The following is an 18,171-nucleotide window of genomic DNA, read 5'->3' as shown; positions in this document are numbered from 1 at the left end:
TTCCAGCATGATCCAGTGGGTGTACCTCGGCATCGGTGCCCGCCCCGTCCCACAGCCCGTCGCCACACCCCTGGTGTGGGCCTCGGCCTTCGGTGGCGCCATGGCGCTGGTGGCCCTCCTCAACGCCCTGGTCGGCACGGACCGTCCCGGCCTCGCCCTGGCCGCCCTGTCCCTGTTGGCCGCCCTCCTCGGTCTGCACGCCCGCTTCACCGCCGCCCCCGGTACGGCCGCCCTGTGCTGGCTCTTCCTCAACGGTTTCGCCATCCCGCCCGCCGGCACCCTCACCTGGGCCCACCAACGGGACATGCTCTGGCTGGGCTGTCTCCTCACCGCCGCCGTCGTCGGCACCACCCTCGCCCGCCTCGTCCAGGCCCGCGCCGCCTACCGTCGCCTCACCGCGGGCACGACGGCCACGGCCGACCCCACCGACTGGCCGCCGACCGACCTCTGACGGCACTCGGGCGGGGAACGGCGTGAGGCCGCCACGCCGTCCTCAAGGACACCGTCCCCGGTACAGCCCCTGGGGGACGACAGCCCGGCCGCCCGCGACGTACGAACGACAACGGCTCGGTGTCGGCGACCGTGACCCTCGGAACCCGGCGTTCACCCTCAAGTGACCCTGGGGTAGGGTCCCCACGGTTCCGGCTACCGGCTGAAGGTGTACCGGTACGGGGAGTGTCGAAGGGGCGGCGACATGGCGATGGAAGCGCACTGGGGCGAGGGCGGGCCCGTGGGGCTGGACGACACGCGGTTGGAGGATCTGTCTCCCGAACCGCTGTTGACCCGGGACTACGAGACACGTCCCTCGCTCGTGTACGAGCGGCTGCGGCAGCGGCACGGCGCGGTCGCCCCGGTCGATCTGCTGGGCGTGCCCGCCTGGCTGGTCCTCGGCTACCGCGAGTCGCTCGACGTGCTCCAGGACGACGCCGGCTGGCCGAAGGGGCTGGAGAACTGGCGGGCCCGTACGGAGGGCCGGGTGCCGTCCGACTGGCCGCTCGGCCCGTCGCTCGAGGTCAACCACGTGCTGATCCAGGGCGGTCCGGGCTACCGGCCGTTGCGTACGGCGTGGGACGCGGCCCTCAAGCCGTTCCAGGACCCGCGCCACCCACAGGCGAAGCGGCTGAAGGCCGCCGTCACCGTCTACGCCGACGAGCTGATCAGCCTGGTCGGGGAGGCCGGCGGCACCGGACTCGCGGACCTGTCCGCGCAGTTCTCCCGGCCGCTGCCGCTGATGGTGGCCAGCCACCTGCTCGGCTTCCCCGGCTCCCAGGGCGACGACGCGCTGATGGACATGTGGCGGGTACTGGACGCGGGCCCGGACGCGGAACCCGCCCTGGAGCGGCTGCTCGCGGCGCTCGCCGAACTCGCGGCGGTGAAGCTGAAGACCCCGGGTGACGACTTCCCCTCGTACCTGCTGGCCGCCCACCCCGGCCTCTCGCTCGACGAACTCGCCCGTGAGCTGTTCATGCTGCTGGGCATGACCTCGGATCATGTCGGCATCCTCATCTCCAACACGGTCGTCGAGGTCCTCTCGGGCGAGGGCAGCGTGCGCGCCACCCTGTCCGCCGGGATGGTCCGGGAGGCGATGAACCGGGTGGTCATGCGCAAGCCGCCGCTGGTGAACTTCGTCCCGCGCTTCGCGGCCAGGGACACCCCGCTCGGCAAGTACACGATCCGCGCGGGCGACCCGGTGTGGGTCTCCTCCGCCGCGGCGCACGCCGACCCGCTCTTCGCCAAGCACGTGGCGTCGAGCACCACGGTCAGCACCCGGGCCCATCTGTCGTGGGGCGCGGGCCGCCGCCAGTGCCCGGCACGCGAACTCGCCTCGACGGTCGCGGCGGTCGGTGTGGGCCGGCTCTTCGAGCGGTTCGCCCATCTGGAGCTGGCGCTCCCCGTCGACCAACTGCCGTGGCGCTCCTCACCGTTCATGCGGGGCCTGCGCTCACTGCCCGTACGGTACGAACTCGTCCCGATGCCCGTGCGGCCGACGGTCGCCGGCCCGGCGTCGTCGCCGGGGGCGGAGCTGGTGCCCGTCGAGACGGTGGTGCCGGACCCGTCCGCCCGCCAGCGCTCCTCGCTGTGGCGCTATCTGACGGGGCTGATCCGCTCCGGCCGCTGACCTCGTACCGCCACCGGCCTGACGGCTTCGGGCCGGCCGTCAGGCTGTGAAGGCCCTGTGGCGGTACGGGAGTTACCGTTGGTACGTTGCGTGCGCACGACAATCCTGTGGTCCGGGTTCCAGGGCCTGGACTCCGTCCTGTGGAACGCCACCGCTCGAAAAAGCGGCCCGCGTTCCGGCCCCACCAGGAGGAACGCTTGCCGCGCACCAGACGTGCGGCGGGTTGCCTCGTCCTGCTCACGCTCACTCTGAGCATGCTTCCGGGACAGGCCCCGTCCGCAGCGACATCCGCATCTCCCGCTCCCTCTTCATGGCAGCCGGGCTCCGGCCCCGCCCCGCAGAGCGCCCGCACGGTCACCCTGTTGACCGGTGACCGGGTCGCCCTCGCCGGCGACGACGTCACCATCACCCCCGGCGAGGGCCGCCGCGACATCGCCTTCACACGCTACGAGGACTCCGGCCACCAGTACGTCGTCCCCGACGACGCCCTCGCCCTCGTCGCCTCGGGCGCCCTCGACCGCCGTCTGTTCGACGTGACGGGGCTGGCGGACGCCGGGTACGACAGCGCGTACGGCGTCCCGCTCATCGTCAAGTACCGGGCTCGGAAAGGCAGTTCGCAGCGGCTGCGGGCCGGTGTGCGGGAGGCGGGCGCCCGGCTGGCCCGTACCGTCCCCGGGCTGCGCCTGGCCGCCGTACGGGCCGCCCGTGGCGGTGCCGCCCCGCTGTGGTCGGAGCTGACCGAGCGGGCCCCGGACGGCGCGGGACCACGGCTCGCCGCCGGGGTGTCCCGGATCTGGCTGGACGCGAAGGTGAAGGTCAGCGACGACGTCAGCGTGCCGCAGATCGGCGCCCCCACGGCATGGGCGGCCGGGTACACCGGCACCGGTGTGAAGGTCGCCGTCCTGGACACCGGGGTCGACGACACCCACCAGGACCTCGCCTCCCGCATCGTCGAGAAGCAGAACTTCACCACCGCGCCCGACACCACCGACCTCGTCGGCCACGGCACCCATGTGGCGTCGATCGTCGCGGGCGACGGCGCGGCGTCCGGCGGCAGGTACACGGGCGTCGCCCCCGACGCCTCCCTGCTCGTCGGCAAGGTCTGTGTGGACCGCGACTGCGAGGAGTCGGCGATCCTGGCCGGCATGGAATGGGCCGCGCCGCGTGCCCGCGTGGTCAACATGAGCCTCAGCGGCACCGACTTCCCGGGCATCGACCCGCTCGAGGAGGCCGTCGACACGCTGAGCGCCAAGTACGGCACGCTCTTCGCCGTCGCGGCCGGGAACACCGGCCGGACCCAGGACGTCGGCAGCCCCGCCACCGCCGACGCGGCGCTCGCCGTCGGCGCGGTCGACGCCCACGAGGCGCTCGCGGACTTCTCCAGCCAAGGGCCGCGCGTCGGCGACGGGGCCACCAAGCCCGACATCACCGCGCCGGGCGTCGCGATCGTGGCCGCCCGCTCCAAGGACAGCGCGCTCGAACCCGCCGGCGACGACAAGGCGTACGCCGCGCTGTCCGGCACCTCCATGGCCACCCCGCATGTCGCGGGCGCCGCCGCGCTCCTCGCCCAGCAGCACCCCGACTGGACCGGCGAGCGGCTCAAGGACGCGCTGATGGGCTCGGCGAAGCCCAATCCCGCCCTGGGGCTCCACCAACAGGGCGCCGGTCGCGTGGACGTCGCCCGTGCCGTCGGTCAGAACGTCACCGTCGGCCCACCCAGCCTGTCGCTGGGCACCACCTCCTGGCCGCACGGCGACGACGAGCCGCTCACCAGGGCCCTCACCTACCGCAATCCCGGGTCCTCGGACGTGACCCTCGACCTCACCACGACGGCCACAGGACCGGACGGCGCCACGGCACCCGACGGCCTGTTCACGGTCAGCCCGGCCCGGCTGACCGTCCCCGCCGGGGGCAGCGCCGAGGCCGTCCTCACCGCCGACACCCGCGTGGGCAGCGCCACCGGACTCTTCACGGGCGCCGTGGTCGCGGGCTCCGGCTCCACCACGCTCCGTACGGTCTTCTCCGTCACCAAGGAACACGAGACCCAGCCGCTCACCGTCAAGGTCCTGGACCGCGACGGCCGGCCCGCCGCCGCCAGCTTCGTGACGGTTCTCGACATCGACCGCGGCGAGGGACGTTTCGTCTACGCCCCGAGCGGCACCGGGACGATATCCGTGCGCCCCGGCCGCTACCACCTCGACGTCCATGTGGCGACCGCCGCCGCAGACGGCGGCTACGACCACACCGTGCTGGTCCAGCCACTGACCCGGGTCACCGGCGCGAAGACCGTGGAACTGGACGCCCGCAGGGGAACACCCGTCAGCGTGGCCCCGCCCCGCAAGGGGGCGACCAGCGCACTTGCCGCTGTCAGCGTCCTGCGGACCGCCCCGTCCGGCGTGAGCGTCTCGTCCCTGGCGACCGCCGGCTCCTTCGCGCGGCTCCGGACCGCCGACCTCGGCACGGGAGCGCTGCCCGCCGACGCGGGCACCCTCACCTCCGTGGTGCGCAGCTCCTGGGCCCGGCTCGGCGAGGACGGCACCTTCACCGACACCCCGTACGACTACGAGCTGGCCTGGGTGGTGCGCGAGCGCTTCCCCACCGACTTCCGGGCGCGGGCGAAGCGCGGCGACCTGACCAAGGTCACGCACCACCTCTACAACGACCGCGAAGACGTACGCACCGCGTACTTGCGGACGTACGCGTTCCCACCGGAGGGCGGCAGCGCGGCCGGCCCGGGCATCGGGTTCAGCGCGACGGGCAGACGCACCGTCTACTACTCGGCGCGCGGCGTGCAGTGGCACCTGGCGTTCAACCGGGTCAACGAGAAGGGCCAGGGCGAGTTCCAGCAGTGGGGCGCACCCGTGACCCTGAAGCCGGGCGCCGAGTCGGAGATGCGCTGGGGCAACGGCCCGCTCGGCCCGAGCTTCGCCGACCAGCGGGGGCGGACGTTCGGGAGCGTGCGCCGTCGCGGGGACACGCTGATGTTCCACACCCCGCCCTTCGCCGACCAGGACCCGAGCCACACCGGCTTCTCCCTCGGCGACTTCGGCCGCACCCGCCTCTGGCGCGACGGCCGACTGCTCGCCGACGTGCCGTACCCGTTCTACGACGCGCAGGGCCCGGTACCGGCGAAGGAGGACTCCTACCGGCTGGAGACCTCCGTGGACCGCGGCGGCTCGGGATATGTCACCTCGACCTCCGTACGCGCGGCATGGACCTTCCGCTCCGGGCACGTCGACACCGCCGACTGGACGTCCCTGCCGGTGACGGCGATCCGCTTCACGCCCGCACTGCGCCTGGACAACTCGGCACGGGCCGGTCACCGTCTGCGGCTGCCCGTCGTTCTGCAACGTCAGCCCGGCGCACCGGAGTCGAGAGTGCGCGAGCTGACCGTCGACGTGTCCTACGACGACGGCACCACCTGGACCGCGGTCGACGTACGCCGCACGGGCGACCCGGCCCGGTGGCGGGCGGACCTGCTGAACCCGCGTGGCAAGGGCTTCGCCTCCCTGCGGGCGAAGCTGACCGACGCCGACGGCGACACCGCCGAGTACACGGTGATCCGCGCGTACCGGCTGCGCTGAACAACCGGCGCTGTCCGCCTGCCTCTCGTGCGGCCGAGGGGCAGGCGGTGCCCGTTCGGGAAGCTCTCTCACCAGCGCGGCGACCTGCTCCACCTCGATCGGGAAACCGTCGTGGCCGCCCGGGCGACGCGAGCCGCACGCCCGGGAGTTCACCACCCGCCCCTCCAGGGACAGCGGCTTCTCCCGGGCGCACGACTGGCGCCGCCCGGGCGGGTCCCCCTCCCGCCAGGCCCCGGAGGCCGACGGGAGAGGACCTCCGACGGGATCAGGACGATGTTCGGGACGCGCCCTCGGCCGCCTGCTCAACCGTGCCCTCGGCCGCGCGGAAGTCGGCCTCCGGATCCGCCTTCAGGCCGCGGCGAGGTTCTCGATGCCGACGGACAGCCGCACCGGGCCGGGGGAGGTGCCGGTGGCCGCCGACTGCTCCTCGTCCTGCTGACTGTGGGTGGTGGACGCCGAGTGGATGATGAGGCTGGGGACGTCACCGATGTCGGTGAGACGGCTGAATCCGTGTCGCCGGACCCCTCCCGAGCAGTCCGGCGCCGGCGCCATCAGCCCTGCCCGGTCAGCAGCCGCCGGGGATTGGCGATGCGGAAGGCGTACGCGGCGGCTCCGCCCAGCCCGAAGCCGGGATGGTGCGGCGGCTCCGCGTACGGCCGGTCCGAGCCCTGGACGACGGCGTGCACCCCGAGGGCGCGGACGACCGCGTCGACGGAGACCGGGCCGTACGACGACGTCTCGACGAAGACACCGGGGTCCGCCCCGACGCCGGTCCCGTCGCCCCGGGCGGCGAACCGCTCCCCGTGCAGCGGGGCCAGCCCGGCCAGCAGCGCGAAGCACACCCGCAGCCGTGGATGGCGAGGCCGGCCGAAGGCACGGAAGGCGAACCAGGCGGCGTGCATCTGCTGCACGTACGGAACCATCGCGGGCCACCAGCCCGGCCCCTCCGCCCCGCCCGGCGCGGGCCCCGGATGGACGAACAGGGGCAGGTCGCGCTCTTCGAGCAGATCGAGGAGCGGGGCACAGCGCGTGTAGCCGGCCGCGTCGGCGAGCGCGTTCGCCGGGAGCTGGAGTCCGGCGAAGCCCTGGTCGAGGTCCTTGGCGGTCGCGTCCGCGTCGATGTCCCGTACACAGGCGGCGGCCCAGGCCCCGAACGGCTCGGGGAGTGCGGCCGAGCCCTCGTGGTAGGCGTCGAGCAGGGGCCGGGCCTCAGCCGCGGGCAGCCACTCCACGCCGATCGGGGCGGACATCGACACGAGCGCCCGGCCCAGACCGTCGGCGGCGGCGAGGTCCGCGCGCCGGGCGATGTCGTGGTCGGCGGGCGGGATGTCATAGGGCGGCTCACCGTCCAGGAACAGCGTCCAGCCGTCCAGGTACGGCGGTTCGCGGCGGGACCGCAGGGCCGCCACCAGCGAGGGGGTCCACAGATGCTGGTGCACGTCGACATTGGTCATGACGCTCCTTCGGCCACTGTTCCCCCGGGCGAGGATCCTTCGGGCGAGGTTCCTTCGGCCGAGGACGCTTCTCCCGCCAGGGCACACAGGGTGCTCCGGACGCCATCGGCCCCCAGGATGTCGTGGCTCACCGCCTCCACGTCCACCCCGCACGGCCGGTCGTCGTCCGGACGGGCCGGATCGCGTGCCGCCTGCGCGAGCGGAGCCACATCGCCGCGCCGGACGTCGCAGTGGCCGTCGAACGCGAGGTCGGGCACGAGAACCGGTTGCATGGCGTGTCTCCCCACGTCTGAGCTGGCCATTCTGAACGGCACATCAGCCGCAGAACACGGACATCTCGGTCATCTCCGGCCGGTTTCTTGTGAACGTAACGTGCCGTTCACGGAAGGCCATTGACTGTCATTCAGTCACCGATAACTCTGCATGACCATATGCAGTCGGGTAAGGGGCAGCTTTGATCAGATTCGACGCGGTGAGCAAAAAATATCCAAACGGCACGACAGCAGTGGACGATTTGTCCCTGGAACTGGCCGAGGGTGGCATCACGGTCCTGGTCGGCCCCTCCGGCTGCGGCAAGACCACCACCCTCCGCATGATCAACCGCATGGTGGAGCCGACCTCCGGCACGGTGAGCCTGCACGGCCGGGACATCCGCGAGGTGAACGCCCCCGAGCTGCGCCGCGGCATCGGGTACGTGATCCAGCACGCCGGGCTGTTCCCGCACCGCACCATCCTCGACAACATAGCCACCGTTCCGCTGCTGCTCGGCTGGGGCAGGAAGAAGGCACGGGCCCGGGCCGCCGAACTGCTGGAACTGGTCGGGCTGCCCGCCGAGATGGCCAAGCGGTACCCGAACCAGCTCTCCGGCGGGCAGCAGCAGCGCGTCGGCGTGGCCAGGGCGCTGGGCGCGGACCCGCCGGTGCTGCTGATGGACGAGCCGTTCAGCGCGGTCGACCCGATCGTCCGGGCGGAGCTCCAGGCGGAGTTCATCCGGCTGCAGAAGGAACTGCACAAGACGATCGTCTTCGTCACCCATGACATCGACGAGGCGATCAAACTCGGGGACAACATCGCCGTGTTCCGAACCGGCGGCAAGCTCGCCCAGTTCGACACCCCCGAACGGCTCCTCGCCCACCCCGCCGACGACTTCGTGGCCGACTTCGTCGGACAGGACCGGGGCATCCGCCGGCTGTCCTTCGTCAGTGCGGCCGATGTACCGCTGCGCGACGGGCCGGTGCTGTCGGCGACCTCGACCGTGGCGCGGGCCCGCACGGCGGACGAGCCCTGGGTGCTCGTCGTCGACGCCGAGCGGCGCCCGCTCGGCTGGACCGCCGTCGCCGAACTCCCGGAGAGCGGCACGCTCGCGGACGCGCCCCTGACCCCGCTCGGCCACACCTTCAGCCTCGTCGGCGACTCGGCACGGGCCGCCCTCGACTCGGCGCTCCTGTCACCCGCCCGGCTCGCGGTGGGCGTGGACGCGGACGGGGCGGTGGTGGGAGTCGCGGACGCGTACGAGCTGTCGGCGGCCGCCTCCGAGGGGACGGAAGCCGGCGAAGCCGTCGGGACGGCCGCGGCTGCCGAGCCGGGCGTGGCCACAGCCAAGGCCGACGTCGACAAGACCGCCGCCGCCGACGGCCCGGCCGGTGGTGACCGATGAGCGACGGTGAACCGCTGGTCCGCTGGGGCTGGATCGCCGACCACGCGGGTGAGCTGGCCGACTACACCGGTGTCCACCTCAGACTCGGCCTGCTGCCGGTGCTGTTCGGGCTGATCGTCTCGGTCCCCCTCGGGATTTTGTGCCACCGCTGGCGCTGGCTGTACGCGCCGGTGCTGACCGTGGCCAACATCCTGTACTCGATCCCGTCCCTGGCCCTGTTCATGATCTTCGTCCGGTACACGGGGCTGACCGAGCGGACGGTGATGATCCCGCTGACCCTCTACACCCTGTCGGTCCTGGTGCCCAACGTCGTGGACGGCCTCGCCTCGGTTCCCGAACCCGTCCGGCTCGCCGCCACCGCGATGGGCTTCGGCACGGCACGCCGGGTCGTCCAGGTCGAACTGCCCATCGCCGTACCCGTCGTCATCGCCGGTGTCCGGGTCGCCGCCGTCTCCTCCATCAGTCTCGTCGCCGTGGGCCAGCTGATCGGACAGGGCGGTCTCGGCTACTACATCACCCGGGGCCTCCAGCTCGACTTCCCGACCCCGATCGTCACCGCGATCGCCCTGATCATGCTGCTCGCGCTCGCCACGGACGCCCTGCTGGTGCTGGCACAGCGGCTGCTCACCCCGTGGTCCCGGAACAAGGTGAGGGTGGCATGAACGACTTCCTGAACCAGATCCGGCTCGTGGGCGACTGGCTCACCTCCTCCCAGCAGTGGCACGGCGACGAGGGAATCCCCCGAAGACTCCTCGAACACCTCACCTACAGCGGTCTGTCGCTGCTGTTCGCCGCCCTGATCGGGCTGACGCTCGGCCTGCTCGTCGGCCACACCGGCCGGGGCGCGTTCGCCGTGGCCAGCGTGGTCAACCTCGCCCGGGCGATCCCCACCTTCGGCCTGGTGGTCCTCGTCGTCACCCTCGCCGGGCTCAGCACCACACCCGTACTGGTCGCCCTGATCGCGCTCGCGGTCCCGCCGATCCTCATCAACACCTTCGAGGGCGTACGGGGGGTGGATCCCGCCACCCGGGACGCGGCGCGCGGCGTCGGCATGACCGAGTGGGAGGTCCTGGTCCGGGTGGAGGTGCCCATGGCGCTGCCGCTGATCCTCCTCGGCCTGCGGGTCGCCGCGATCCAGGTCGTGGCCACCGCCACCGTCGCGGCCTATCCCGGTCTCGGCGGCCTCGGCCGCTTCATCGTCGACGGACTCTCCCGCAACGACTACGAGCTGGTCATCGGTGGCTCAGCCGTGGTGGTCGCCCTCGCACTCATCGTCCAGGTCGCCTTCACCGCGCTGCGCCGCCTCATCGTCTCGCCGGGCCTACGGGTCTCGGCGGCGAAGTCCTGACTCCTGCAAGCCCTGAGTCCTCCGAACCCTGAGTCGTCCCAAGCCCTGAGTCTTCCCAAGCCCTGAGTCTCTCGTGAAAGGAATCACCCATGCGAGGCATGTACCGAGGCGCCGCGTTCGCCCTGCTCGCCGCACTGTCGCTGACCGCCTGCGGCGGCGGTGACAGCGACGACAACCCGCTGTCGGGCGACAGCGGCGACAGCGACGGCAAGTCACTCGTCGTCGGCTCGGCCAACTTCCCCGAGAACCAGCTGCTCGCCGAGATCTACTCGCAGGCCCTGGAGTCCAAGGGCCTGAAGGTGACCCGCAAGTTCGACATCGGCGCCCGCGAGGTCTACTACGACCAGGTGGTCAAGGGCGGCATCGACGTCTTCCCCGAGTACAACGGCGCCCTGCTCGCGGTGGCCGTCGACAAGAACAGCACCGCGACCACCACCGAGGACATCAACGCCGAACTGAAGGAGAAACTCCCGAAGTCGGTCGAGATACTCGACTCGGCCGCGGCCGAGGACAAGGACTCCGTCACCGTCACCTCCGAGACCGCCGCCAAGTACGACCTGAAGACCCTCGCCGACCTCAAGCCGGTCGCGAAGGACTTCACGATCGGCGCCGGCTCGGAGTTCAAGACCCGCACCCAGGGCGGCGTCGGCCTCAAGAAGGTGTACGGCGTCGAGTTCGGGAAGTTCCAGCCGCTCGACGCGGGTGCCCAGACCACCCTGGTGAAGCTGCTGAAGGACAACAAGGTGCAGGCCGCCAACCTCTACACCACCGACCCCGCCATCGTCGCGGACAAGCTGGTGGTGCTGGAGGACCCGAAGAACCTGTTCTCCTCGCAGAACGTCACGCCCCTGGTCTACAAGGACGCGGTGAACGACAAGGCCAAGGAGGCGCTGGACGGCGTCTCCGCCAAGCTCACCACCCAGGACCTGCTGGACATGATGAAGAAGCTCGTCGACGACAAGGAGGACGCGAGCGCGGTCGCCAAGGAGTGGCTGACGTCGGCAGGCCTGGTGAGCTGAGCGCTCGGCCCCGGTGAGCTGAGCGCCGGGGCCGCTCCGAAGGCCTCCACTCCGGTACTCCGGCCCGGCACACCGCCGGGCCGGAGCCCGGGTACCGAATCACGGCGACCCGCTGGAGGAACGATCCGATGACCGAAGCTGTCGGCGCCGACGGACCCGGCGCGTCCGCACGGCTGCACCAGCTCTTCGAGGGCCGCCGGCTCACCCCCACACAGCGCCGCATCGCCCACTTCCTGGTCCGGCAGGCGGCGGCCGTGCCCTTCCTGTCGAGCATGGAACTGGCCCGCATGACCGGGGTGAGCCAGCCCTCCGTGACCCGTTTCGCGATCGCCCTCGGCTTCGACGGATATGCCGGACTGCGCGCCCACGTACGGGACATCGCCCCCGTGGCCACCCCGACGGACGGGCCCCCGCACAACCCGTACCAGCAGGCCGTGCAGACCGAGATCGACAACCTGCGGCAGCTCGCGTCCCTGCTCGCCGACCCCGCTCCCGTGGAACACGCGGGCCGGCTGCTCGCCGCCTCCCGCCCGCTGCCGGTGCTCGGGCTGCGTGCCTCCGCCGCCCCGGCACGCGGCTTCGCCTACTTCACCGAGAAGGTCCACCCCGACGTACGCCTGCTCGACGAGGGCGGCTCGCTGCTCGTCGACCGCATCGACGCGGCCAGGCACGCCGGGGCGAGCGCGCTCCTGTGCTTCGCGCTGCCGCGCCATCCGCGCGAGGTCCTAGACGCGCTCGCCCACGCCCGCGCCACGGGGCTGACGGTGGTGACGATCGCCGACGGCACGTTCGCCCCGGTGGCCGCCCACAGCGATCTGCTGCTTCCGGCCGCCGTGGGCACCGGCCTCGTGTTCGACACCGTCGGCGCACCGACGCTGCTGGGCCAGGTCCTCCTGGAAGCGATGTGCGACGCCCTGCCGGACGCCCAGGCCCGCTTGGAGGAGTTCGACGCGCGGGCGGCGGCCCGGCAGTTGTTCGTCGACTGAGGCCGAGTCACGCCGACGACGGGGCACCATCACACCCATGGGCATCCTCGAAGGAAACCGAGCAGGACTTCTCGCGGGAAAGACCGCGCTGATAACCGGGGCGGGCACCGGCATCGGTCGCGAAACGGCGCTGTTGCTGGCCGCCGAGGGCGCGACCGTGGTCCTCGTAGGACGGCGGCAGCACGTCCTCGACGAGGTCGCCACGGTCGTGGCGGACGCCGGCGGCACGGCCCTCACCCGCTCCGCACATGTCGAGAACGCCGAAGAGGTCCGCGAACTCGTCGCGTGGACGAGCAAGTCGGCAGGCCCTGTAGACCTCCTCGTCAACAACGCGGGCGGCGCGAGCAAGGTCGGCGACGTCCGCCGGCTCGACGAGGCCGAGTGGAACGCCGTCATCGGCGTCAACCTCACCGGGGTCTATCTGCTCACCCAGGCCGTCCTCCCGGACATGGTGGCGAACGGCGGCGGCACGATCGTCACCATCTCCTCGCTCGCCGCGCTCCGGCCCACCCTTCTGGGCGGAGCCCCGTACGGCGCGGCCAAGGCGGGCGTACGCAACTTCATGGCCTACCTGCGCAACACCTTCCGCGACGACCTGATCCGCGCCACCTGCATCCTCCCCGGCGAGGTGAACACCCCGATCCTGGACAGCCGCGCCGCCCCGCCGAGCGCGGACGCCCGAGCGGCCATGGTCCAGCCGGAGGACGTGGCACAGGCCGTCCTGCTCTGCGCCACGCTGCCGCAGCGCACGCTCGTCGAGGAACTCGTGATCGCCCCCACCCGGCAGCGGGACAGAACCGCCGAGACCGAGAAGAGCCGCTGGACCGGCACCGCGTGAGCCACGGGGACGATCGGTACTTCTTCTACGACTCCTTCCAGGCCCCCGGCGACGCCGACCGGACCCGGGGCGTCCACAACGTCGAACCCGGCTGCCGCGACCGCCGAGGCGCTCCGGCTCCTCACCGACCGGACGGCGGACGTCAGTCGATGAAGTCGTCGGTCAGGACGCAGCCGTCGACCTCGGCGGGAGCGGTGGACACGTCACCGGTCGCCTCGAAGTTCGGGTTGCAGTTGAGGACGAGCAGATGCGACGAGGACAGGTCGCGCAGCGTGTCGGAGCCGGGCGCGATCACGGCGAAGTTCCGCCCGATGCCGAAACCGCCGTCGATACCGGCACTCGGCGAGGTCTTGACCCGTTCGGCGATGTCGTCGCGGTACGCCTCCTGGAACTGCTTCATGCCCTCGTCCGTGCCCGTCCAGAAGACCCGGATGTAGCCATTGCCCCCGTCGCCGCAGGTGCCGCGGAAGCGGACGCCCCAGCTCTCGTCGAACTCCTCGTCCATGGGGTAGTAGCGGGTGTCGGCCGGGTCGATGCTGTACCGCTCGCAGGTCGTGAACCGCTGCAGATACTCACCGGCAGCCATGACCGAATCCGACTCCGGGAGGTTGTCCAGCATCAGCTTCTGGCGTGTGGTGAGCTGACCGGGCAGTCCACCGCCGGTGGTCCCGCCGTTGCGTCCGATCTCGACACCGGTGTCACTCCCACTGCCCTGAGCGTCGTCCTTGTCCTCGCATCCGGCCAGCGACACCACCGCCGCACCGGCGACCAACACGGCCGCCAAGCCCCGTATTCCACGCATTCCGTCACCCCGTCGACCCGTTTTCGCCCGACCCTAGGACATGGACATGTCGGTGATCAAAAATGGTGCCGGCGCAGGCGGTTCCGCTTCCCCCGGTACGGGTCGCACCCGGTGTCACAGTGCTGGGCTATTGTCTCGCTTCATCCTCGGTCGGACGTTCTGGCCGGGGCCGCGCGCTGGGGGTACGGCACATGGGGCCCGCAAGTATGGAACTGCCCGGTTACGAGATCCAGGAGGTCCTGGGCCAGGGCGGATTCGCCACGGTGTACCGGGCCCAGCAGTTGGCCGTCGGCCGGGAGGTCGCGCTGAAGGTGGACAGCAGGGTGCTGGCCACACCGCGCGACCGGCAGCGTTTTCTGCGCGAGGTCACGGCGGCCGGGCAACTGTCCGGGCACCCGCATGTGGTGCCGGTGTACGACGCCGGGGTGCTCGCCGACAACCGCCCGTACATGGTGCTGGAGTTGTGCCCCGGAGGCTCGCTCGGCGATCGGCTGTACCGGGACGGGCCGCTGTCGCCGAAGGAGGCCCGCGACATCGGGGTGGGCCTCGCGGACGCCGTGGCGGCGGCCCACGCCTCCGGGGTCCTGCACCGCGACATCAAACCCGGCAACGTCATGGTCAACCGGTACGGCGGCGTGGCCCTCACCGACTTCGGCCTCGCCGCCATGCCCCAGCCGGGACGGGAACTGTCCGTGACCCGGGAGGCGCTGACCCCCGCGTACGCGCCGCCGGAGGCCTTCCACATGGCCGACCCCACCCCGGCCGGCGACGTCTACTCCCTGGCGGCCACCGTCTACGCCCTGCTGCGGGGCCGCCCGCCGCACTACCCGGACGACGGGACCCAGCTCAGCCTCGCCGAACTCATCGTCCGCCACACCTGGCCGTACCCCGATCTGCCCGGCGTCCCCGCCGCCCTCAACTCGGCCCTCCGGCACGCACTGGCCCCGAACCCGGATCACCGGCTGTCCGACGCGGGCGCCTTTCGGGACGCCCTCGCCGCCGTCGACCTCGACACCCTCGACCTGAGCGGCGGCGGCTTCGGCCCGCCGCCCAGCATGATGACCGTCCCGGCGTACCGGGACACACCTCCCACGTCGTATCCGCAGGCGTACGACACGACGGCGCCACCCACGTACGACACGACGGGCCCGCAGGCCTACGACACGACGGCTCCGTACGGGCGTGGCTCCGGGCCGGTGCCGGACGCGAACTCCACGACGGTGACGCCCGGCCGCCCGGGTGGAGCGGGCGGTACGACGGTGGTCCCCGGGCCGGGCGGCGACGGTGACGGCGGCGGGAAGAAGGGAACAACGCGACGCCGTCCCCTGGTGATCGGCGTCCTGGCGGCCGTGGCCGTCTCCGTGAGCGTGTCGGTCTCCGTGGTCGTGTACCGGGGCGGACAGCAGGACGACGCCGGCGGGGGCTCCTCCTCGGCTGCCCCGTCCGCCTCCTCCGACGGCACCGCCGAGGACAAGGGCACGTCCGGCTTCGGCGTGGCGACGACGACGGAGAACTGCGCGGCGACGAGCGTCGACGGTGTGGGCGGCCGGTGCGTCGCGACCCCCGAGTGCTGGAGCGGGATCACCGATGTCTCCGGGATCATCACCGTCAGCCGCGCGGACTGCCAGACCCGGCATGTGTGGGAGACCTTCGCCATCGCCCCGCTGCCGAAGGACGGCGTGACGAACAACGCGCGGGACCTGGTCAAGCACCCGGACGTCAAGGCGCTGTGCTCGCAGAAGGTCATGGCCGCGTCGATGCTGCCCGCCGGCCGGGAGGTCGCGAAGGAGTGGAACGTCGACATCATTCCGCCGACGGAGGTGGAGTGGGACAAGGGGCTGCGGGTCTTCCGCTGTGTGGCCGCGGCGGTGTCGGACGACGGGCAGAAGACGGGCAGCCAGTTCGCCGTTCAGGAGTGAACGAGGGCCTGTCGTAGGACAGTTGAGCCGGACAAGGGGCGCCCGGGTGTGCCCGGGCGCCCGACACGGTGACGCTCGGCGGAGCCCGGACATGGCCCACCTCTGCCCTGACCCGCCGGTCCACGTCCCCTGGACGGTCACCCGCCCTGCGTGGTGACCTCGCCGTTGTCGAGGACCTTGGTCGGCGGTGGTGCTGGGAACCGTCGCTGTCTGTCGCTACCGCTTGTCGGTCTCGCCGGGGGTGGCCGAGGTCGGTGCGCGCTTGGAGGCGTCGGCAGACGGAGTCGGGGTCACCGAGGGGGCGGGGTCGTCGGCATCGTCCGAGGCGGTGGGGGCTGGCGTCCCGGAGGACGCGGACGGGCTGGGGACCGGGGTCGGGCTCGCCGGACCACTCGCCGGCGGTGGCGCGAGCGGGACCGAGGGGGACGTGGACGACTCGTCGGTCGCGAACCGCAGTGGTAGTGCGACGAGGGCGGCGACGGCGCAGGTCACACCGACTCCGGCCGCGGCACGCAGCAGTCGGCGGCGCCCGGCGGCGCGGCGGATCGTCTCGAAGTGGCCGGGCGGCGGCCCGAGACGGTCGGAGGGCGGTCGCAGAATGACGGCGAGCGGGTCGTCGGGCTCGAACTCCGGTCCCTCGTCAGAGTATGTGATCAAGGCTTCTCCTCAGGTGGGCGCGGAGCAGTTCGCGGGCCGCGTGAAGATCGGCCTTGATGGTTCCCTCCTTGCGTCCGGTCAGTACGGACACCTCCCGTATCGGCATGTCAGCGTAGTAGTGCAGCAGGACGGGAACGCGCAGTCGTTCCGGCAGTGACTGCACGAGCAAGCGGACCGAGGGGTCGGTGTCTTCCGTCTGCGGGCGCACGGAGGCCTCGACGGTGGCCCGGTGCACGGCTCTTCGCTCGCGCTCCAGCTTGCGCCAGTGGTCCCGGACGAGGTTCGCCGCGGTGACGTACAGGAAACCCTGGGGCTCCCCGACGGACGTCCACCGGGCCCAGAGCCGGGTGAACGCCTCCGAGGCGACCTCATGGGCCGTCTCGTCGTCGTCGACCAGCCGACGGCACCAGCCGGCGAGGCGTGGATAGAGGGCGGCGAACAACTCGGACGCTGCCTTCTCGCGGGACCGTTTCAACGCTCTCCATGGTCGTGACGTGGTGGGCCGACAGGCCGGTGGGCCGGTGCGGGCTCGTGGGAGAGGAGCCCGGGCCGCGACGTACGGTTCCGTCGGCGGCCCGGGGTCCGGGCGGATGGGCGGTGCTCGGCACCTTCTGACACGAGCGTGGCGAAGACGATCACGTTGTCGGGGTACTCGTCACCGGTACGACGGCCGCCGCAGGTGATCAGCCGCAGCTCGGGGCGGTCGACGTCGCCGTAGACCGCGTCCACCGGGAAGTCGGCCTTGGCGACGGTCCGTACGGATTCCACGGCGAACACCGCCGTGGTGCCGTTCTCCAGGCGCGCCTCGATCCGCTCGCCCGGCCGCAGCCGCGCGAGGTGCCGGAACACCCCGTCTCCGTAGTCACCGACCGTGACATGACCGAGGATCACCGACGGCCCGGTCTGCCCCGGTGTCGGCGAATGCCGGTACCAGCCCGCCCGGTCGTGCGCCGTGATCGGCGGCACCTGCACGGTGCCGTCCGAGGCCAGCCCCAGTCGGATGACAGGGGTGTCGACACCGATCGCCGGGACCCGAAGCCGCACGGGCACCGAACGACCGAGGGGCCGGGGGGAGTCGGCGTCACCCCGCTCGGACGGGAGCGGCGCCGGGCTCACGGCAGGTGACGCGGTCGTCCGGCGCGTTGCGGCCCGGTGTCCACCACCGCAGCCCACGAGCAGCGCAGCCGCCGCGGTGGCGAAGGCACGCCTGGAGAGCGAGGTCACGCCCCGTTCGCCCGCCGCCGCCGTACGAGGAGGACTCCCGCCCCGCCGACCGCCAGCACGGCGACGGCGCTCCCCGCGACGACCCCGCCCCCGGACTCCTCCGGCGCCACCCCGGTGTCCGGCGCACCGCTGGGCACGGCGGAGACCTGGCCGGGGGTCGCCTCCCGGGGCGGTTCGGCACTGGGAACCGCGGTCGCGTCGGCGGAGTCGGGCGTCTTGGTCGCCTCGGCGGGCGACGGGACCGCTGTCGGGGCCTGGGACGCCGCGCGGCTCGTGGGTGCCGGGCTCGCATCGTCGGCGAACGCGGGCACCGCACCCGCCAACACGGCGGTACAGGCGAGTGCCGCGGCACTGAGGACGGTTCGGCGCATCAGTCTCTCTCTCGTCGGTCCGCCCGCCAGATGAAGCGGGGGACTGCGTGATGGATCGAGCGGAGAGACGAGGCAGGGGCGGAACCAGTTGTAAAGAGATGGCAAAGTCGCCGAGAAGGTGGGTGGCCGCGCAGATGGGCGGGGCACCTGTCGGCCCGGCAGCGGTGGACGGTGGTTGCTGAGGATGGCTCAG

The 18,171-nt window shown here is 72.1% G+C and carries 16 protein-coding genes and 2 pseudogenes; 11 read left to right on the top strand and 7 right to left on the bottom strand.

All coding sequences use genetic code 11. The features are described 5' to 3' along the window. The first annotated feature begins 7 nt into the window (after positions 1–7). The 3 genes from SGFS_RS07690 (at position 8) to SGFS_RS07680 (ending at position 5,703) form a co-directional block, all read left to right on the top strand. Positions 8–451, top strand: coding sequence for a hypothetical protein (locus tag SGFS_RS07690; RefSeq protein ID WP_286248776.1), 444 nt, complete (start codon positions 8–10; stop codon positions 449–451). 249 nt (positions 452–700) lie between these two features. Further along, positions 701–2,119 (top strand): cytochrome P450, encoded by a 1,419-nt coding sequence (locus SGFS_RS07685; RefSeq protein WP_286259849.1) that lies wholly within the window; start codon positions 701–703, stop codon positions 2,117–2,119. A 362-nt stretch (positions 2,120–2,481) separates the two neighbouring features. Then, on the top strand, positions 2,482–5,703 hold the full coding sequence (locus tag SGFS_RS07680) for a S8 family serine peptidase (RefSeq protein ID WP_286248774.1): 3,222 nt from the start codon (positions 2,482–2,484) through the stop codon (positions 5,701–5,703). A 265-nt stretch (positions 5,704–5,968) separates the two neighbouring features. Here SGFS_RS07680 and SGFS_RS07675 read toward each other — a convergent pair. Both SGFS_RS07675 and SGFS_RS07670 read right to left on the bottom strand, forming a co-directional pair. Further along, positions 5,969–6,210, bottom strand: a pseudogene (locus tag SGFS_RS07675) (PLP-dependent transferase); the annotation flags it as partial. A gap of 44 nt (positions 6,211–6,254) precedes the next feature. Further along, a complete protein-coding gene (locus SGFS_RS07670) occupies positions 6,255–7,157 on the bottom strand; it encodes an amidohydrolase family protein (protein ID WP_286248772.1) in 903 nt (300 codons plus the stop codon). 122 nt (positions 7,158–7,279) lie between these two features. Between SGFS_RS07670 and SGFS_RS07665 the strand changes: the two genes are divergently transcribed. The 7 genes from SGFS_RS07665 (at position 7,280) to SGFS_RS07635 (ending at position 13,005) form a co-directional block, all read left to right on the top strand. Continuing rightward, a complete protein-coding gene (locus SGFS_RS07665) occupies positions 7,280–7,450 on the top strand; it encodes a hypothetical protein (RefSeq protein ID WP_286248770.1) in 171 nt (56 codons plus the stop codon). A gap of 161 nt (positions 7,451–7,611) precedes the next feature. Then, positions 7,612–8,814, top strand: a complete 1,203-nt coding sequence (locus tag SGFS_RS07660; RefSeq protein WP_286248768.1) for an ABC transporter ATP-binding protein — start codon at positions 7,612–7,614, stop codon at positions 8,812–8,814. After that, positions 8,811–9,476: an ABC transporter permease gene (locus tag SGFS_RS07655; RefSeq protein ID WP_286248765.1), complete on the top strand. Its 666-nt coding sequence runs from the start codon at positions 8,811–8,813 to the stop codon at positions 9,474–9,476. The genes SGFS_RS07660 and SGFS_RS07655 overlap by 4 nt, the downstream gene beginning before the upstream one ends. Then, positions 9,473–10,162, top strand: a complete 690-nt coding sequence (locus SGFS_RS07650; protein WP_286248764.1) for an ABC transporter permease — start codon at positions 9,473–9,475, stop codon at positions 10,160–10,162. The genes SGFS_RS07655 and SGFS_RS07650 overlap by 4 nt, the downstream gene beginning before the upstream one ends. Positions 10,163–10,260: 98 nt before the next feature. Then, on the top strand, positions 10,261–11,181 hold the full coding sequence (locus tag SGFS_RS07645) for an ABC transporter substrate-binding protein (RefSeq protein WP_286259847.1): 921 nt from the start codon (positions 10,261–10,263) through the stop codon (positions 11,179–11,181). A gap of 128 nt (positions 11,182–11,309) precedes the next feature. Then, positions 11,310–12,167 (top strand): MurR/RpiR family transcriptional regulator, encoded by an 858-nt coding sequence (locus SGFS_RS07640; RefSeq protein ID WP_286248763.1) that lies wholly within the window; start codon positions 11,310–11,312, stop codon positions 12,165–12,167. A 37-nt stretch (positions 12,168–12,204) separates the two neighbouring features. Further along, positions 12,205–13,005, top strand: a complete 801-nt coding sequence (locus tag SGFS_RS07635; RefSeq protein ID WP_286248762.1) for an SDR family oxidoreductase — start codon at positions 12,205–12,207, stop codon at positions 13,003–13,005. Positions 13,006–13,147: 142 nt separating this feature from the next. Here SGFS_RS07635 and SGFS_RS07630 read toward each other — a convergent pair whose 3' ends face one another. Then, positions 13,148–13,789, bottom strand: coding sequence for a hypothetical protein (locus SGFS_RS07630; RefSeq protein ID WP_286248761.1), 642 nt, complete (start codon positions 13,787–13,789; stop codon positions 13,148–13,150). A 209-nt stretch (positions 13,790–13,998) separates the two neighbouring features. Here SGFS_RS07630 and SGFS_RS07625 point away from each other — a divergent pair, with 209 nt between their 5' ends. Continuing rightward, entirely contained in the window at positions 13,999–15,726 is a 1,728-nt protein-coding gene (locus SGFS_RS07625) for a serine/threonine-protein kinase (protein ID WP_286248760.1), read from the top strand. Positions 15,727–15,942: 216 nt separating this feature from the next. Here SGFS_RS07625 and SGFS_RS07620 read toward each other — a convergent pair whose 3' ends face one another. From SGFS_RS07620 to SGFS_RS07605, 4 genes and pseudogenes are all read right to left on the bottom strand, one after another. Then, positions 15,943–16,383 (bottom strand): hypothetical protein, encoded by a 441-nt coding sequence (locus tag SGFS_RS07620; RefSeq protein WP_286248759.1) that lies wholly within the window; start codon positions 16,381–16,383, stop codon positions 15,943–15,945. Continuing rightward, positions 16,367–16,858, bottom strand: a complete 492-nt coding sequence (locus SGFS_RS07615; RefSeq protein WP_286248756.1) for an RNA polymerase sigma factor — start codon at positions 16,856–16,858, stop codon at positions 16,367–16,369. Before SGFS_RS07615 ends, SGFS_RS07620 begins: the two co-directional genes overlap by 17 nt. Before the next feature lie 143 nt (positions 16,859–17,001). Continuing rightward, positions 17,002–17,607: pseudogene (locus SGFS_RS07610) on the bottom strand (class F sortase); the annotation flags it as partial. Further along, complete coding sequence (locus tag SGFS_RS07605; protein WP_286248754.1) at positions 17,604–17,978, bottom strand: sortase-dependent protein; 375 nt, start codon at positions 17,976–17,978, stop codon at positions 17,604–17,606. The gene SGFS_RS07605 and the pseudogene SGFS_RS07610, both read right to left, overlap by 4 nt. Positions 17,979–18,171: the final 193 nt, after the last annotated feature.

The organism is Streptomyces graminofaciens (genome assembly GCF_030294945.1).
In the GTDB taxonomy this organism is placed as follows: Bacteria; Actinomycetota; Actinomycetes; order Streptomycetales; family Streptomycetaceae; genus Streptomyces; species Streptomyces graminofaciens.
The sequence above is the reverse complement of the archived record's forward strand: the minus strand, read 5'-3'. Positions and strand labels throughout refer to the sequence as shown.

Bases quoted from the DNA above. Each gene is read 5' to 3' on its own strand.
- SGFS_RS07635 (WP_286248762.1), top strand. From the start codon at position 12,205: ATGGGCATCCTCGAAGGAAACCGAGCAGGACTTCTCGCGGGAAAGACC.
- SGFS_RS07605 (WP_286248754.1), bottom strand. From the start codon at position 17,978: ATGCGCCGAACCGTCCTCAGTGCCGCGGCACTCGCCTGTACCGCCGTG.
- SGFS_RS07655 (WP_286248765.1), top strand. From the start codon at position 8,811: ATGAGCGACGGTGAACCGCTGGTCCGCTGGGGCTGGATCGCCGACCAC.
- SGFS_RS07670 (WP_286248772.1), bottom strand. From the start codon at position 7,157: ATGACCAATGTCGACGTGCACCAGCATCTGTGGACCCCCTCGCTGGTG.
- SGFS_RS07640 (WP_286248763.1), top strand. From the start codon at position 11,310: ATGACCGAAGCTGTCGGCGCCGACGGACCCGGCGCGTCCGCACGGCTG.
- SGFS_RS07650 (WP_286248764.1), top strand. From the start codon at position 9,473: ATGAACGACTTCCTGAACCAGATCCGGCTCGTGGGCGACTGGCTCACC.
- SGFS_RS07685 (WP_286259849.1), top strand. From the start codon at position 701: ATGGAAGCGCACTGGGGCGAGGGCGGGCCCGTGGGGCTGGACGACACG.
- SGFS_RS07625 (WP_286248760.1), top strand. From the start codon at position 13,999: ATGGGGCCCGCAAGTATGGAACTGCCCGGTTACGAGATCCAGGAGGTC.
- SGFS_RS07690 (WP_286248776.1), top strand. From the start codon at position 8: ATGATCCAGTGGGTGTACCTCGGCATCGGTGCCCGCCCCGTCCCACAG.
- SGFS_RS07645 (WP_286259847.1), top strand. From the start codon at position 10,261: ATGTACCGAGGCGCCGCGTTCGCCCTGCTCGCCGCACTGTCGCTGACC.